The sequence below is a fragment of the Ruegeria sp. AB11 genome (assembly GCF_056536325.1).
The window spans coordinates 2,954,370-2,970,768 of the sequence record NZ_JBQFJO010000001.1; the positions used below are offsets into that span (position 1 = coordinate 2,954,370).

Here is a 16,399-nt window from a genome sequence, read left to right on the forward strand (position 1 = left end):
GGTTACAATACCTGATCCAAAACGCGTGTCAGTCGCGAAATCGTGCCGTCGACATCATAGAGCTTGTCCAAGCCAAACAGCCCCAGACGGAATGTGCTGAACCCAGCCGGTTCATCACATTGAAGCGGTACACCTGCCGCGATCTGCATGCCCAAAGCCGCGAACTTCTTGCCGTTTTGAATCTCGGGGTCGGCAGTGTAACTGACGACCACGCCGGGCGCGCCGAAACCTTCGGCTGCCACCGACATCACGCCTTTATTCTTCAGATAAGCCCGCACGCCATCCCCCAGAGCCCACTGCGCCGCACGCAACTTTTCGAATCCATACTCACGTGTTTCAAGCATGGTATCGCGAAAGGCACGCAGGGAATCCGTGGGCATAGTGGCGTGATAGGCATGACCGCCATTTTCATAGGCCTGCATGATCTGTCGCCATTTCTTCAGATCAATCGCAAAACTGTCAGATATGGTTTCGGTCAACCGTGCTTCGGCCCGCTCGGACAACATGACAAGACCGGCACAGGGCGTCGCACTCCACCCCTTTTGCGGGGCCGAAATCAGCACATCCACACCGGTTGCCTTCATATCGACCCAAGCACAGCCCGACGCGATGCAATCTAGTACCATAAGCGCACCCACCTCATGCGCGGCGGTTGCCATTGCGTTTACATAGTCATCAGGCAAAATCACCCCAGCAGAGGTCTCGACATGCGGGGCAAAAACGACATCCGGGCGTTTCTCATGGATTGTCGAGACAACTTCTTCTATCGGAGCAGGTGCAAAGGGCGAAGGGCTGGCATTCCCGGTCTCTCGGGCTTTCAAAACCGTCGTCGAACCGGTCAACTCACCTGATTCTATGATCTGGCTCCAGCGATAGGAAAACCAGCCGTTGCGGACCACGAGAACATTTGCCCCGCGTGCAATTTGTCGCGCAACCGCCTCCATCCCGAACGTCCCGCCTCCAGGAACAATGGCGACACCTTCAGCATTGTATACCTCTCGCAACATATCAGAGATATCGCGCATAACCTGTTGAAAGTTTGCAGACATATGGTTGAGCGAGCGATCAGTAAATACGACCGAGAACTCTTCAAGGCCATTGGGATCAACGGTTCCAAGTAATGCAGGCATCATGCGTCCTTTCCTATCGCCACTTGTTTCTGCCTTTTCCTTGCCTCGGGGTAAAGCTTCAAAGCGCCAAGATTGGTTGACCTTAAGTAACCCGCAACCTTAAGTTTTACTTTGAGATTTAACATGCAACAATTAGCAGAAATGACGCCAACTAGTGTCACCATCTCTTTACACCCTGACGTGTTTCTGACCAGATACACTCACTTTGAACAAGAATGGAATTTTGAGCTCGTGACTGCGCAAAAGCGGATCAATTTTCAGGTCGTCCGGGACGAAGTTAAACGGCGGATTGAATCACGTATTTGGCCACAGGGCTCACTTCTGCCCACCGAAACCCAACTTGCGGAAGAGTTCAATTGCGCCCGCGCTACAGTCAACCGGGCGTTGCGGGAACTTGCAGAACAGGGCTTTGTCGAGCGTAAGCGCAAAAGCGGAACGCGTGTTAAAAAAGAACCGCGCAAACAAGCCAAACTTGAGATTTCGCTGGCACGTCAGGCAGTTGAGAATCAGAATTCAGCCTATCGCTACGCACTGGTGGAACGTAAGGTGGTCTACAGCCCCGGCTGGCTGACCTCTCAATTGAATGTCGAGCCGGATGCGCGTGTCTTGCATGTGATTTGTATGCACTATGCTGACAATCGTCCCTTCCAGCTTGAAGAGCGCTGGATCAATATTGAAGCCGTTCCCGAGGTTGAACACGCCGATCTGAACAAAAGCGGCCCTCATGAATGGTTGCTGAACGCAGCACCTTTTACCGAAGCTGAGATCGCCTTTTGCGCCATCTCTGCAGATGGGCGCTTAGCTGATTTCATGGGCACCACGACTGGGACATCGATGATCCAGCTCGAGCGGACCACATGGAAAAACGGCCGCCCCATGACTTTTGCCCGCATGACCCATCATCCGGGATTTCGAATCCGCTCAAAGTACTAACCAATCGGTCCTGGAAGGCGCTCTTCGCTTAGCAATACGTTGGCCTCGACTTCCCCGGCCCCGGGCAGAGTCATAACGCGTCTCCGCAAGACTCTCTCGAAATCAGCCAGGTCCCGCGCCACAACCCGCAAGCGATAATCGTAGAGCCCTAGCACATGCTCGACCGTCTGCACCTCTGGGATGGCACTGACGACGCGTTCAAAATCCTCAAGGCTAACCTGACCTTTTCGCGCTAGTTTCACACCCAAAAACACCGTCACCCCGAACCCGAGCGCTTCGGCGTTCAGACGCAACCGTCGACCTTTGATCACACCCGCGTCTTCCAGCCGCTTAATTCGGCGCCAGGTTGCGGGCTGAGACAACCCGAATTTGCGCCCCAATGCGCCTGCGCTTTGGGTGGCATCCTGCCTCAAAGCACGCAAAATCCTTCGATCGATTTCGTCCAATTCGATCATATCGGCAATGCCTCATCCTGTTTGACTCGGGCAATGTGCATCAACGCTTCAATATCTGCGATATGCGGCAGTGTCAGGATTCGATCCCGATAGACCTGTTGGTAATGGCTCATGTCCTGCGCCAGCACTGAAAGGCGCACATCGACCCGCCCCAGAAAGGTCTGAAGTTCGATCACCTCGGCCACTTCACGGGCAGCCTCGGTAAATTCATCAAAGGCCCGTGCCTGCGTCTTGTCCAAGGTCACGCGCAGCGACACTTCTACCGCATATCCCAGAGCGGTCCAATCGATTACTGCCTCCTGCCCTTCGATGATACCCGCCGCCTGCATCTTTTCGATCCGTCGCCCGCAAACTCCCTGCGTGCTGCGGCAACGTTCGGCCAGTTCCGCACCGGACAAGCTCGGCTCGGCCTGCAGATGGCGTAATATTCGGCGATCCAGATCATCTAGCATGAATTTCACAAGAATAGCATTTTTCAAGAATAGACAAGGCATTTATTCTTGATTTTCCAAGGATAGAACCATCGCTATCCTTGGAAATACAAAGTAAAAACCACCGCAATCGAAACAGAAAGGACCGGCAAAATGCGCGTCTATTACGATCGCGATTGCGACATCAACCTGATCAAAGACAAGAAAGTGGCCATTCTGGGCTACGGCTCGCAAGGTCACGCCCACGCTCTGAACCTACGTGACTCGGGCGCCAAGAACCTTGTCGTAGCGCTGCGCGAAGGTTCGCCTTCAGCGAAGAAAGCCGAAGCTGAAGGTTTGGAAGTGATGGGCATCGCTGAAGCCGCCGCTTGGTGCGACGTCATCATGTTCACCATGCCCGACGAACTGCAGGCCGAGACGTACAAGAAATACGTGCATGACAACATCAAGCCGGGTGCTGCCATCGCATTTGCCCACGGCCTGAACGTGCACTTCGGCTTGATCGAGCCGAAAGAAGGCGTCGACGTCATCATGATGGCCCCTAAAGGCCCCGGCCACACTGTGCGCGGTGAATACACCAAAGGCGGTGGTGTTCCTTGCCTCGTCGCTGTCGACAACGATGCGACCGGCAAAGCGCTGGAAATCGGCCTGTCCTATTGCTCAGCCATCGGTGGCGGGCGTTCGGGCATCATCGAAACCAACTTCCGCGAAGAATGTGAGACCGACCTGTTCGGCGAACAGGCCGTTCTGTGTGGTGGTCTGGTCGAACTGATCCGCTGTGGTTTTGAAACCCTGGTCGAAGCTGGCTACGCGCCCGAGATGGCCTATTTCGAGTGTCTGCACGAGGTCAAGCTGATCGTTGACCTGATCTATGAAGGCGGCATCGCCAACATGGATTACTCGATCTCGAACACGGCCGAATACGGCCAGTACGTCACCGGCCCGCGTATCCTGAAATACGACGAGACCAAAGCACGAATGAAAGAGGTTCTGAACGACATCCAGCAGGGCAAATTCGTTCGTGACTTCATGCTGGAAAACGCCGTTGGTCAGCCGACCATCAAAGCGGCCCGCCGCGCCAATGACGAGCACATGATCGAAGAAACCGGTGCCAAACTGCGTGGTATGATGCCTTGGATCTCGGCCGGTAAAATGGTCGACAAAGAAAAGAACTAGGCCTGACGTCTGTTAGTGAAAGGGCGGCCCATGTGGCCGCCCTTTTCATTTGCTCACCGCATCGGCAAAACAGGTCGCAAATACATAATCCCAGCCACTGTTATAGCCATCTCGCTTGGTTTGCGCCTCAGCGGCCCAGACCTCCCAACCAGAATGGGTCAACGTAACTTTGGTTTGTCCCTGCCCATGTTCCTCGAACTTCACCTCGACGCGGGTCTGTTTGTCTGGATCAGTGCCCGGATGCCAACTCATGGCAAAGTGGCGACCAACCTCATAATCCAGAACCTCACCCCATTTGGCCCGTGCCCCATCATGCATCACTTCATAGACTGCGCCGCCAACTTCAGTTTCAATCACGACACCCAAAGCCGCCTTGCCCGCCCCTGCTGATACCGCGTGCCGTTCCAGTGGCCACCATGATGCCGTGCGCTTGACGAATATGTCGAAAGCCTGCTGTGGCGCTGCATTTACAACCACAGTTTTGATGATGGGATCCGTCATATGTCCCGCCCCCCTTCATTTACCTCAATTGCAAAGCTTTCCAGAACATCAGACCAGTAGCGCTCTAACCACGCCCGCATTTCATTCAGCCCGCCGGGCCGCGCCGCATAAATCCTTCGAGTGCCTTCAGCGCGGCATTCGACCAAACCGGCGTCGGAAAGCACTTTCAGATGCTGGGATACTGCAGGGCGACTAACGGGCAATTCACCTGCCAGTTCACCTACTGCACGGGGCTTGTCAGCTACCGCTTCGAACACCTGCCGACGGGTCGGATCACCTAATGCATAGAACGTATCTTGGTAAGTCATAACTAACGGTAAGCAAATACTTACATAAAGTCAAGATCGCGTCGTGACACGGACCTGATCGCAGGATAAGGGGATGGAATGGTTCAACAACCCGACCACCGCGACTGGAGCGGCATCGCAGCACTCGGCCTCATCTGGGGGGCCACTTTCATGGTCGTGGCCATAGCTCTTGAAGGCTATGGCCCCATTACTGTGGCCACCGCGCGCACAACTCTGGGCGCGGTCTCACTGCTGCTGTTGATGTGGATCACACGGCGCAAAATGCCCGCGATGAGTGCTCAACTTTGGTGGTTCGTCACTGTTATCGGAGTGCTTTCTACTGCCCTGCCCTTTGTGTTGCTGAGTTGGGGCCAGCAATATGTGCCATCGGCATTTGCGGGCCTGTCGATGGCCGCGGTTCCGCTCATGGTGCTGCCATTGGCACATTTCTTTTCGGATGAGCCGATGAACCTGCGCCGCTTGGTCGGGGTATCGCTGGGATTTTCCGGTGCGCTTGTTCTGATCGGCCCCGGCCTGGCACAGCTGGGCCAAGGGGCCGAGCCACTGGCACAGCTTGCCTGTATCGGCGCCGCATTCTGCTATGCCAGTTCATCCGTTATCACTCGCCGCTGCCCGCCAATTGACCCGATAACGTTGTCTGCACTGACACTGGTCGTTGGCGCAGTGATCTTGTTACCGATCATGCTGATGACTGAAGGAACACCCACATGGCAAGGCACGCGCTCAGGACTTGCCATCATAATTCTGGGGCTGATACCAACAGCCTTCGCCACACTGCTTCGCGTGTCGATCATCCGTAGCGCCGGATCGGTTTTTATGACCTTGGTGAATTATCAGGTGCCCATCTGGTCAATGGTCTTCGGAGCGTGGATTCTGTCCGAGGCTTTGCCTCTGCGCTTCTACGTCGCTCTACTCATGATTCTATCCGGTTTGGCGATCAGCCAATGGTTCAGCCTGCGCAAAATGCTGATCGGGCGTTAGCCAGTGGCGGCCTCGACCTCGGCCACAATCCCATCAACAACCTGGTTCAGCAGGGCGGAATCTTCGCATTCAGCCATGACCCGGATCAAAGGTTCGGTTCCCGATTTGCGGATTAACAGGCGCCCCTGACCGTTCAGGCGTGCTTCGGCATCGGAAATAGCACTTTGGACGCTGGCGGCCTCAAGCGGCGCCTGACCGGAACTAAAACGCACATTTTTCAGCAGTTGCGGCACCGTCTCAAACTGGCGCGACAGTTCCGAGGCCTTCTTTCCGGTCTGTACCATCTCGGCCAGAAAATGGAGCCCGGCCATAAGCCCGTCGCCGGTTGTGGCATAATCGCTCATAACAATATGGCCCGATTGTTCACCGCCCAGATTGAAGCCACCTTCGCGCATCCGTTCGACTACATACCGGTCACCAACGGCAGTGCGCTCTAACCGCAGCCCTTGTCCCGCCAGATACCGTTCCAGCCCGAGGTTTGACATCACCGTTGCCACCAGTGCGCCACCTTTGAGCTGGCCCGCTCGAGACCAGGATGACGCCAATAGAGCCATCAGCTGGTCCCCATCAGCTACGGCGCCGGTTTCGTCGATCACAACCACCCGGTCGGCGTCACCATCCAGACAGATGCCGACATCGGCGCCATGCGACACCACGGTCTCGGCCGCAACGCGCGGCTGTGTCGAGCCGCAATCGAGGTTGATATTCTTGCCGTCAGGTGCAGTCCCAACCGGGATCACATCCGCACCCAGCTCCCACAGAACCTCGGGCGCTGTCCGATGCGCCGCCCCATTTGCGCAGTCGATCACGACCTTCAGCCCGTCCAGACGCAGATCGCGCGGCAACGAGGATTTCACCCGCTCTCCGTAACGAAAGCGCGCATCATCGACACGACGCGCACGGCCGATATTCTGTGCCCGCGCGGGGCTCACACCCTCTTCGATCAACCGTTCGATCTCGATCTCAGCCTGATCCGACAACTTAAAGCCATCCGGCCCGAAGAACTTGATCCCATTATCGATGGCGGGGTTGTGGCTGGCCGAGATCATCACGCCCAAATCTGCACGCATCGAACGAGTCATCAACCCGACTGCGGGCGTCGGCACCGGCCCCAGCAACAGCACATTCATGCCCGTAGAGGTCAGGCCCGCCGTCAACGCGTTTTCCAGCATATAGCCAGACAGCCTTGTGTCCTTACCAATGACCACCCGATGCACGCCTGACGCATCCCGGCGAAAATACCGACCCACAGCTGCACCGATACGCAATGCCATTTCCGCCGTCATCGGGTGCGTGTTGGCGGTGCCCCGCACTCCGTCGGTTCCAAACAGCTTGCGCATAAGTCGTTCTCCTGAAATTCCTTGTGTCCGGATTACCGGACGGCGGCCCATAGACGCAAGGCCTGAGCTGTCTCGGCCACGTCATGTACCCGCACAATCTGCACGCCCTGTGATATTCCCGCCAGAGCAACCGCGATTGATCCCGGCGCGCGGGAATCCTTGCGCGACTCTTTGCCGATCTCGCCAATGAACCCTTTGCGCGATACGCCTAACAGAATTGGGCAGCCCAACCCGTGGAACAGGCTGAGATTACGCAAAAGGGTTAGGTTGTGGTCTGTGTTTTTGCCAAACCCGATGCCGGGATCGACGATAATCAGATCGCGGTTCAGGCCTTGCCGTTCCAATTCAGTGATTTGCCCATCTAGGAAATCGTAAACGTCCAATAAAACGTCGTCATATTGCGGGTCATCCTGCATCGTGGCCGGATCACCCTGCATATGCATTACGCAGACCGGAGCCTCGATCTGTGCGCAAAATGGCGCAAGTTGCGGGTCGAAAGTGAACCCAGACACATCATTGATCAACCCCGCGCCAGCCTGATGCGCAACTTTGGCAACGCTGGCTTTACGAGTATCGATCGAGATTAACGCATCGGTTTCGGAGCGGATCGCCTCGATCAGGGGGCGCGTTCGCGCAATTTCTTCGTCCTCCGGCACGAAATCAGCTCCGGGGCGTGTGGATTCGCCGCCGATATCCAGAATGCTTGCACCATGCGCCACCATCTCGACCGCAGCGGTGCGCGCTGTGTCAATCGAGTTATGCACCCCTCCATCCGAGAAGCTATCGGGCGTCGCGTTCAGAATGCCCATGATCTGAGGCTGCGCCATATCAAGCCCGGCTATCGCGGTGCGCGGGCGGACAAATCGAACCAGATGTTCCTCTGGAATATCAGAGACATCCACGACCTTCTTGATTTTCCCGCGTTCGATCTTTTCGGCTTGTGTAAACCACAGCTTCTGACCTGCCAATGACATCGCTCCGTCAGGACGAAGGTCACCGTGCTGAACCAAAGGACGGTAGTAGACGGTCACAGTTGCGCCTGTTCGACCGGAATTGCACGCAACGGCGTTTTAGGGGCCTCGGGAAGGTCTCCGCCGATCACCAGCATTTCGCTGGCTTCAAATGTTGCCGCGAACCACGCAGCCAGCGCCACTGCATCCGACGGTGCCGCAGACGGGCCATCTACCGCATCCAACACTACTTTCGACGGCGCCCAAACGCATATCTGACCGTTTTTCATCGCCCAATCCAACTCGGTCCGTGTCGAGACGACTACGCAACGGAAATCCCTTGCGGCCAACACCCAGGCGTTCTGCTCGATCGCCAGCAGATCAATCCTGCGTTGCGTCATGGCATGGCCAGTCTGCGGCACCGCCAGATCAGAGGCACCAACACACAAGATCAGCGGGCGTTGCCGGTTCTCGAGCTGATCGATCCAACCAGCCAGGTTTTCGGATTCAATCGCGGCATTTGACAGGAAAACAAGCCGTGGATGAGGCCGCTCTTCTTCGGTCACGTCGTGATGCACCGCATCCTTTCCGCGCACGATCTCGACTCCCAACGCACCGGGGCCACGATCCAATTTTTCAATTCGAACAAAGGCTCTTACGGCCTGAGGCTCATGCAAAATTCGCTCAGCCACGCGGTCAGCCAGTGTTTCCAGAAGATTCAACCGCTCAGCCGCCAGCTCGAACGCTATTGCTTCGGTCACTCTGTCGTATGACAGGATGCGATCCACATCATCATCAATAGGATCGCTCAGCGGACGCACTTCAACGACGATGTTGAAACAGATACGTTGGGTTGTGCCGCGTTCAGCCTGAAAGGCACCGATCTCAACTTCGACAATGTGATCCCGCAAAGAAATACGATCCAAAGGGCCGCGAGGTGCGGTTGCCTCGGACCGCTCAGAGGGATGCGCGAAGGCAAGGCGGATTTCAGAGCTCATACGTCGGACCTTTTCGGGCTCGGTGGACTGATCAGCCCACTTTAGGCGTTTCGCGGGCGTATAGCACCGTAACATGCGCCTTTCCAGCTATCGATTGCGGCGTTACGTGACCCGAAACCAGCTCATCATTCCCGATGCCGCATGGCCTAGCATGTGACAATGCAACAGCCAGTTGCCTGGATTGTCGGCGACAAGCGCCACCTGCCGCACCTGCCCACGTTCGACCAGAACAGTGTCACGCCACGGCCCCAGCGTACCGTCCTGCAAGATTATGCGGAAATGGTGGCCATGCAGATGCATGGCATGTGGAAATGCCGTTTCATTTGCAAATTCAATCCGATGAACCGATCCTAATCGCATATCCAGAAACGGATCATCCGGCCGCTCTGCATATCCGTTCAATGCCCAGAATCGCCCAAGCTGTGCCAACTCACGACCTGAAAGCTCCGTATCGCCCAAGTTGGCGCTCTCCAGCCAGCGCATTGCCCCACCTTGCATCGTCATACGATGCACCGGAGAGTCCTTCAGTGTAATTTCGGGCATACGATTTGCCGGTAACGGATCAATTTTAGTGCGCGCAACACGTGAGGGAACTCCTGACACTTCAAACTTGGCCAATCCGTATGCGCCATCCCGCTCCACGCTAACAATGCTAGCCGCCTGGCCCGAGTTCGCCAAAACATCAACGATCAGGTCGGCTCGCTGCGCGGGTGCCAATGGGAAACTGTTTTTAACCCGCAATGGAACCTCAAGCGGCATACCGTCAAGCGCCACGATCCAGCCGGCGAGCCCGTCGAGCGTGACGTCGAATACCCGGGCATTCGCCGCATTGATCAGCCGTAAGCGTAATCGTTCAGACGTCTGTACCGGATAAGAAGGGTCAAACTTTCCATTCACCGTTACAAGGTTGCCCAGCCGACCCGCATGGCTAAGATCATGACCATTGTCGAAATCGTCTGAAATCTCTGCGCTTTCGGGGTCAAGGCGCCAATCGTCCAGCATCAGGGTCAGGTCTTGATCAACATCGGGTCCGCTGGCCTCTTCGACGATCAAAGGGCCATAAAGCCCTCGCGCGACCTGTTCCATAGATTGATTATGCGCGTGGTACCAATAGGTCCCTGCATCAGGCACCTCGAAATCATAGTTAAAACTAGCCTTCGGCTGCACAACCTCCTGCGTCAGACCGGGCACTCCATCCATCGCATTGTCAATCCGGATGCCATGCCAGTGAACAGTCGTTGGTTGGGGCAGCCTGTTAACAAGCTTGCGACGCACCCGGGCGCCCTGTGGAACACGGATTTCGCTACCCGGAACACCACCGCCGTAACTCCAGATCGGAGTTTCCGGATACCCTTGGGGCGCGATCTGCTGCATGGAAGTCTGTGCCACCAACTCTGAGTCTGATGCCATCGCCACGCGTGGCATCATCGACAAGGCCAAGGTCGAATGTAGAAACTGTCGGCGTGATATGGTCATTACGAGCCTCCTGGCTCGCAACATAGTCGGTAAAACGCCTGGGGCCAGCACCCTTCCAGCGCTGGTGCGTCAATCAGTTGCTGGCAGTGCGATAGTTGTGCTTGTAGAAAATATGCACACCAATCCGCGCAGTTTCCTTGTAAACCCGTGACCAGGACGGGCGAACTGCCTTGGTGTGATAGTGTGTAGCACCCGCTGTCATCTCTTCAGCAACGCCATCAATCGCCGCACGGGCAACCTTGGCGACACGCTCGTAAGCACGCTTTTCGTGGATGACCTCTTTGTGGCCATCGCAGGTGTAAGTAAACTGGCACTGATACTTCTTACCGGTTCCCTGCTTGATCACACCACAAAGCGAATCCGGAAAGCGGCCACTTTCGACGCGGTTCATGATCACTTCGGCTACTGCAAATTGTCCGCGTACACTTTCACCACGGGCTTCGAAATACAGCGCCTCGGCAAGACAACGGAAATGTTCATCTCCGTTTGCGCTGGGCTGCTGATCCAACCAACCTTTGGTGTAAGAGATTTCAACCTTTTCCGGTGCCTTACGCGGCTTGAACAGCGTAAGATAGTCGCGAAAGTTCTGCGCTGGCAGCTCGTTCCGGGCAACCAGTTCAACAGGTTTTTCATCGTTCTGCCGTTCGGCGAACAACAAACTTGGCAGCACGGCTGCGGCCCCCACGGCGACAGCCATTATGTAGCGTCTCATCAGATAACCTCGCACAGGCACAAACGCGCCATACCCTCCCCCGGCGGGCGCGACGAGGCACATACCCCACTTCGAGGCAGACGTCCAGTTTTCAAGTAGATGCAAGTAAAAAATCGCCTACGCCACCGATTTTCATCGACAGCGAGGCAATTACTTCGCCACTATTTCTAGGTAGTGGACAGTTAGTCAACCCCCAAGTTTGGACGAAATCGCCAGTTGAGCGGCAGACAGCCTAGCGACCGGAACTCGGAAGGGGGAGCAGGACACATAGTCAAACCCCAAAGCTCGGCAGATGGCGATTGATTCGGGGTTACCACCATGTTCACCACATACTGAAAGCGTAACGTCTGGCTGAGCTTCCCGACCACGTTCGGCCCCAAGCTTCAGCAATTCGCCAACCCCGTCCCCATCAAGAACGTGGAACGGATCTTCATTGAAGACCCCCAAATTCACGTAAGCCGACATGAACCGCCCCGCATCGTCGCGCGACAATCCATAGGTCATCTGAGTCAAATCGTTGGTCCCAAAGCTGAGAAAGGCGGAATGCGGGGCAATCTCATTCGCGCGCAGACAGGCCCGGGGCGTTTCCACCATCACGCCCAGCCGATAGTCGAATTCCTGACCTTGCTCCGAGGCAACCTCGGCCGCGACCGTATCGATCCGGGTTTTAACCAGCTCGACCTCGCGCTTGGCCGAAACCAGCGGGATCATCACCTCGGGCACCACGGGTGCGCCTTCCTTGCTGGCCTCCAACGTTGCTTCGAAGATCGCGCGCGCCTGCATGTCGTAGATTTCGGGTACAGTCACGCCCAGACGTACGCCACGCAGCCCCAGCATGGGGTTGTATTCGCTCATCGCCTCGACCCGACGCTCGACATCAGAAACGGGCAGGTCCAGCGCCTCGGCGAGTTCTCTCTGTCCGCTACGAGTTGTGGGCAGGAATTCATGCAATGGCGGATCGAACAGGCGGATGCAAACCGGCTGCCCCTCCATGATACGAAACAGCTGTACAAAATCCTGCCGCTGCATCGGCAGCAGACGTTCCAACACCGCAGCGCGCCCCGAGGGCGTTTGCGCAAAAATCATCTCGCGCATCACGGTCAGACGACCCGGATCAAAGAACATGTGCTCCGTCCGGCAAAGCCCGATCCCTTCTGCTTGAAAATTCCGCGCAGTCTGTGCATCGGCAGGCGTATCGGCATTCGCGCGGATCGCAATGTCCCGCTCGGCGTCGGCCCACCCCATCAAGGTTTGAAAGCAATCATCCAACGCTGCCTCAAGCATCTCGGGCTGGCCTGCCAGAACCTGCCCGGATGTGCCGTCGATGGTCAGAATGTCACCTGTTTTGAACACCCGCCCATCCGGAGCGTTCAGCAGCTTTTTCTTGGTTTGAAACCGCATTTCGGACGCGCCGACAATACAAGGCAGCCCCAAACCTCGGCCGATCACTGCCGCATGGCTGGTAATCCCGCCCTTTTCGGTCAACACCGCAACCGAGGCATGCATTCCCCGCACATCCTCGGGCGAAGTTTCACGGCGCACAAGAATACAAGGTTCACCCCGCGCAGCGCTGGCCTGCGCTTCGGCTGCGGTAAATACAATCCGACCTGTCGCAGCGCCCGGGCTTGCGGCGATGGCCGTGGCCAGAACATCACGTTCAGCGTCTGGGTGAACCTGACGGTGCAGCAGTTCATTCAGCGAGTGCGGGTCGATGCGCATCACAGCCTCTTGCGGCGGGATGATCCCGTCCTCCGCCAAACGCACCGCAATCCGCATGCCTGCTCGCGATCCGCGTGGCACCCGGACACCATCCAGAATATGTACCTGCCCGTTCTGAACGACAAACTCGACCTGCATCTCTTCGCGCAGCTTCTCTCGCATTAAGGCAGCATTGGCTTTGAGATCCGCGAAAGCTTCGGGAGCCACGTCTTCCAGCGATGGTCCGCGCTCATCCTTCTCAAGATACAGCGCAGCAACGCCTTCGCCGAGCGCATCGCGCCCCTGGCTCTGGCTCAGATACCGCCCAGTGATCTGAGGCATACCCGTTGCCGGATCAATCAGTTGCAGTACACCCGAGCCACATTCGCCTTGCCCCACGCCCGGGATCATTTCCTGAATCACCAGTCCAAGCCCGGCATCTGCGGGTGCCCCTTTGGCCTGTCGCAGCAACCGGGCCGAGGTTCCATCCCACGCCCGTGCCATCGACCGCAAGACACCGATCAACTGCTCACCCCGATCCTGGGGGAAGACCTCGTCGGTCTCATCTTCATACGCGCGCAGAGACAAGCTCAGCCCTTCGCGACCATCCGTCTCGATATCATCGAATACATCCGGGTCCAGACGGGCCACATGCAACGCGTAGCTCTGCACGAACCGAAGATAGAGCGCCGCCGCCGCATCTGCGCCCATATCCGCCGATCGGTCGAGATAACGTGCATCATTCATACCGATGTTCAGCACTGCGCCCGGGCCACCCCAATCGGGGTCTTCTGAACTAGGCCGTACGCACAGCAGCGCCTCGGCATCGAATTGTTCCAGAATGGCGGCGATGTCAGGAACTTGACCTTCCGCGATGCGCTGCACCGCGTCAAAAGACAGCGCCACCGTGCGCGGCACCGGCATGTCCAGCCGAACCAGTCGTTGCAGGCACTTCGCCCGGCCGCCATGGGTATTGGCGGCAACGGGCGCTTTCGGAGTGATAAGCGTGGTATGCGGATTATTCTGCACTGCGGCACCTTTTGATTTGCCCGCAGCATAAGGCCCTGCGCCCATGGCGCAAGGGCGTTATCCTTCGATCCGGGTCAGATCAGCGACGCTGGAACAGACCTTGCGGATCTGGCTCAGCAGGTTCAGACGATTGCGGCGCAGGATGTCATTGTCGGTGTTGACCTGCACATCCTCAAAGAACGCATCCACCGGCCCGCGCAGTTCGGCCATTGCCGCCATCGCTGCCGGGAAATCTTCCGCCTTCAGCGCAGGATCGATCTTAGCCTCCGCTGCGTCGAGTGCTGCAAACAGAGCCTTCTCGCTGTCGGTTTCGGCAAATTTCACATCCGCACCGTAGGAGTATTCCACCCCATCCTTCTCTTCCGCCTGAGACAAGATATTGTTGGCCCGCTTGAACCCCTGCACGAGGTTCTCTCCATCCTCGGTCGCAATCACCGCGTTCAGAGCACGCGCACGTTTGACCAACAGGTTGAGGTCGTCATTCCCCTCCATCGCGATACAGGCGTCGATGACATCATGGCGGATGCCTTCGTCTCGGAGGAAGACTTTGAGGCGGTCGTGGAAGAAAGACAGAAGATCGTCAGACGCGTCGGGAACCTTTTTCTCAAGCTCAAGAAATGCTGTTGCGGGCAGTCCTTCAAGCTTTTCTTTGACTGTCTGGAATGAAGCACCAAAGACACCATGTTCTGCGATTTCTTCCAAGAGATCGCGGACATTCGTTTCGGGCAAGGCGTCATTGATAGCGCTTTCTGCTCGAACCAGTTGACTATCGAAGAAACGGTCCAACCGAAGACGCAGATCGTTATTCACAATTAGTCGAATTACCCCTAACGCCGAACGACGCAACGCAAACGGATCTTTCGAGCCAGTCGGCTTCTCATCAATCGCCCAGAATCCGGTCAGCGTGTCCAACTTGTCGGCCAGTGCCACGGTCACCGACAGCGGCGCGGTTGGCACATCGTCCGATGGCCCCAGCGGCGAATAATGTTCCTGCGCCACGGTGGCCACTGCGGCATCCTCGCCTGCCGCTTCGATGTAATACCGCCCCATAAGCCCCTGAAGTTCAGGGAATTCATAGACCATTTCGGAGTTCAAATCAGCCTTGGCCAAACGCGCGGCTTTCTCAGCCTGATCGGCATCCGCTCCGGTTACCGGAGCCAGTTCGCGGGCCAGTGCGGCGATGCGGTCGATCCGCTCGGCCTGTGTACCCAGCTTGTTTTGGAAGGTCACATTCTCCAGCGCGCGGGTCCATTGGGTGATGTCCGATTTGGCGATGCGCAAGTCGTTCTCCCAGAAGAACTTGGCATCCGCCAGACGCGCCGACAGCACCTTCTGGTTCCCTGCCAGAATGGTCGCACCATTGTCGGCGGTTTCGCGGTTGGCAACGGTGATAAACCGTTCGATCCGCCCCGTCTTGGGGTTCTTCACGGAAAAGAACTTCTGGTGTTCCTTCATCGAGGTCCGCAGAACCTCGGGCGGCAATTCGAGGAATTCCTCGTCAATCTGCCCCATCAGCACCACCGGCCATTCGACCAGCCCGGCAACCTCCGCCAGCAGGCCCTTGTCCTCGACCACTTCGAGACCTGCGGCAAAGGCCATGTTCTGAGCGTCGTTCCAGATATGCTCGGCACGTTCCTCGGGCGACAGAACCACAAAGGCACGCTTCAGCTTGGCGGCGTAGTCCTCGAACGAGGTGACAGAAAACCGGTTCGGAGCCATGAAACGGTGACCCTCAGTCGTATCACCGGACGTGATCCCGTCGACCTCAAGCGGCACGACCTGCGCACCTGCTTCATCGGTCAGGATACACAGGATCGAGTGCAAAGGCCGTACCCACCGCATCGATCCAGCCCCCCAGCGCATCGATTTGGGCCAGGGGAAGTTTCGAATGGTCGCTTCCAGCACCTCGGCGATGATTTCAGCCGCCGGGCGACCCGCCTTTTCGATGGTGGCGAAATAGACTGCGCCCTTGGGCGTGTCGCGCTCTTCCAACTGATCTCGGGTCAGACCAGCGCCGCGCAGGAATCCTTCGATGGCTTTGTCAGGCGCGCCGACCTTGGGGCCTTTGCGCTCTTCGCGGATCGTGGGGCTTTCCGCAAGCAGGCCCTCAATAGCCAGCGTCAGGCGACGCGGCGTCGTCAGTGCAGCGGCAGAGGCATATGTCAAACCAGCCTCGACCAAACCGTCCGTGATCCGCTTTTTTAGATCATCACCGGCGCGGGCTTGCATCCGCGCGGGGATCTCTTCGGAGAACAGTTCGATCAGCAGGTCGGGCATAGTC

15 protein-coding genes are annotated in these 16,399 nt (G+C 57.0%); 3 read left to right on the plus strand and 12 right to left on the minus strand.

What is annotated here, in order from left to right:
• Positions 1-2: 2 nt before the first annotated feature.
• Positions 3-1,130 carry an aminotransferase class V-fold PLP-dependent enzyme gene (locus tag ACR3EJ_RS14785; RefSeq protein ID WP_170540378.1) on the minus strand — a complete coding sequence of 376 codons (1,128 nt, stop codon included), beginning with the start codon at positions 1,128-1,130 and terminating at the stop codon, positions 3-5.
• A 231-nt stretch (positions 1,131-1,361) separates the two neighbouring features.
• Between ACR3EJ_RS14785 and ACR3EJ_RS14790 the strand changes: the two genes are divergently transcribed.
• Positions 1,362-2,063, plus strand: coding sequence for a GntR family transcriptional regulator (locus ACR3EJ_RS14790; RefSeq protein ID WP_170469317.1), 702 nt, complete (start codon positions 1,362-1,364; stop codon positions 2,061-2,063).
• On the opposite strand, the gene ACR3EJ_RS14795 is transcribed toward ACR3EJ_RS14790, so the two are convergent.
• Together ACR3EJ_RS14795 and ACR3EJ_RS14800 are read right to left on the minus strand one after the other, a co-directional pair.
• Positions 2,060-2,518, minus strand: coding sequence for an Lrp/AsnC family transcriptional regulator (locus ACR3EJ_RS14795; protein WP_170539046.1), 459 nt, complete (start codon positions 2,516-2,518; stop codon positions 2,060-2,062). The two genes, ACR3EJ_RS14790 and ACR3EJ_RS14795, sit on opposite strands and share 4 nt — an antisense overlap.
• Positions 2,515-2,970: an Lrp/AsnC family transcriptional regulator gene (locus tag ACR3EJ_RS14800; RefSeq protein WP_170539044.1), complete on the minus strand. Its 456-nt coding sequence runs from the start codon at positions 2,968-2,970 to the stop codon at positions 2,515-2,517. The genes ACR3EJ_RS14795 and ACR3EJ_RS14800 overlap by 4 nt, the downstream gene beginning before the upstream one ends.
• 132 nt (positions 2,971-3,102) lie before the next feature.
• Between ACR3EJ_RS14800 and ilvC the strand changes: the two genes are divergently transcribed.
• Positions 3,103-4,125 (plus strand): ketol-acid reductoisomerase, encoded by a 1,023-nt coding sequence (gene ilvC, locus ACR3EJ_RS14805; RefSeq protein WP_170469311.1) that lies wholly within the window; start codon positions 3,103-3,105, stop codon positions 4,123-4,125.
• Between the two features lie 45 nt (positions 4,126-4,170).
• Here the strand turns inward: ilvC and ACR3EJ_RS14810 are convergent, their stop codons facing one another.
• Together ACR3EJ_RS14810 and ACR3EJ_RS14815 are read right to left on the minus strand one after the other, a co-directional pair.
• Complete coding sequence (locus tag ACR3EJ_RS14810) at positions 4,171-4,626, minus strand: SRPBCC domain-containing protein (RefSeq protein WP_170539042.1); 456 nt, start codon at positions 4,624-4,626, stop codon at positions 4,171-4,173.
• Entirely contained in the window at positions 4,623-4,934 is a 312-nt protein-coding gene (locus tag ACR3EJ_RS14815; RefSeq protein ID WP_170539040.1) for an ArsR/SmtB family transcription factor, read from the minus strand. Before ACR3EJ_RS14815 ends, ACR3EJ_RS14810 begins: the two co-directional genes overlap by 4 nt.
• Positions 4,935-5,012: 78 nt before the next feature.
• On the opposite strand from ACR3EJ_RS14815, the gene ACR3EJ_RS14820 reads away from it, so the two are divergent.
• Entirely contained in the window at positions 5,013-5,915 is a 903-nt protein-coding gene (locus tag ACR3EJ_RS14820) for a DMT family transporter (protein ID WP_170539037.1), read from the plus strand.
• Here ACR3EJ_RS14820 and glmM read toward each other — a convergent pair.
• From glmM to glyS, 7 genes are all read right to left on the minus strand, one after another.
• Positions 5,912-7,255 carry a phosphoglucosamine mutase gene (gene glmM / locus ACR3EJ_RS14825; protein ID WP_170539035.1) on the minus strand — a complete coding sequence of 448 codons (1,344 nt, stop codon included), beginning with the start codon at positions 7,253-7,255 and terminating at the stop codon, positions 5,912-5,914. The two genes, ACR3EJ_RS14820 and glmM, sit on opposite strands and share 4 nt — an antisense overlap.
• A gap of 32 nt (positions 7,256-7,287) precedes the next feature.
• On the minus strand, positions 7,288-8,286 hold the full coding sequence (gene folP, locus ACR3EJ_RS14830) for a dihydropteroate synthase (RefSeq protein WP_480423039.1): 999 nt from the start codon (positions 8,284-8,286) through the stop codon (positions 7,288-7,290).
• Positions 8,283-9,203 carry a dihydroneopterin aldolase gene (locus tag ACR3EJ_RS14835; RefSeq protein ID WP_170540372.1) on the minus strand — a complete coding sequence of 307 codons (921 nt, stop codon included), beginning with the start codon at positions 9,201-9,203 and terminating at the stop codon, positions 8,283-8,285. The genes folP and ACR3EJ_RS14835 overlap by 4 nt, the downstream gene beginning before the upstream one ends.
• A 102-nt stretch (positions 9,204-9,305) precedes the next feature.
• Positions 9,306-10,679: a multicopper oxidase family protein gene (locus ACR3EJ_RS14840; RefSeq protein ID WP_170539033.1), complete on the minus strand. Its 1,374-nt coding sequence runs from the start codon at positions 10,677-10,679 to the stop codon at positions 9,306-9,308.
• A 73-nt stretch (positions 10,680-10,752) separates the two neighbouring features.
• The gene (locus ACR3EJ_RS14845) at positions 10,753-11,391 is read right to left on the minus strand and encodes a cell wall hydrolase (protein WP_170539031.1); all 639 of its coding nucleotides are present in this window, start codon (positions 11,389-11,391) and stop codon (positions 10,753-10,755) included.
• A 186-nt stretch (positions 11,392-11,577) separates the two neighbouring features.
• Complete coding sequence (locus ACR3EJ_RS14850; protein WP_480423041.1) at positions 11,578-14,163, minus strand: putative PEP-binding protein; 2,586 nt, start codon at positions 14,161-14,163, stop codon at positions 11,578-11,580.
• A 12-nt stretch (positions 14,164-14,175) separates the two neighbouring features.
• Positions 14,176-16,395 (minus strand): glycine--tRNA ligase subunit beta, encoded by a 2,220-nt coding sequence (gene glyS / locus ACR3EJ_RS14855; protein ID WP_170539029.1) that lies wholly within the window; start codon positions 16,393-16,395, stop codon positions 14,176-14,178.
• Positions 16,396-16,399: the final 4 nt, after the last annotated feature.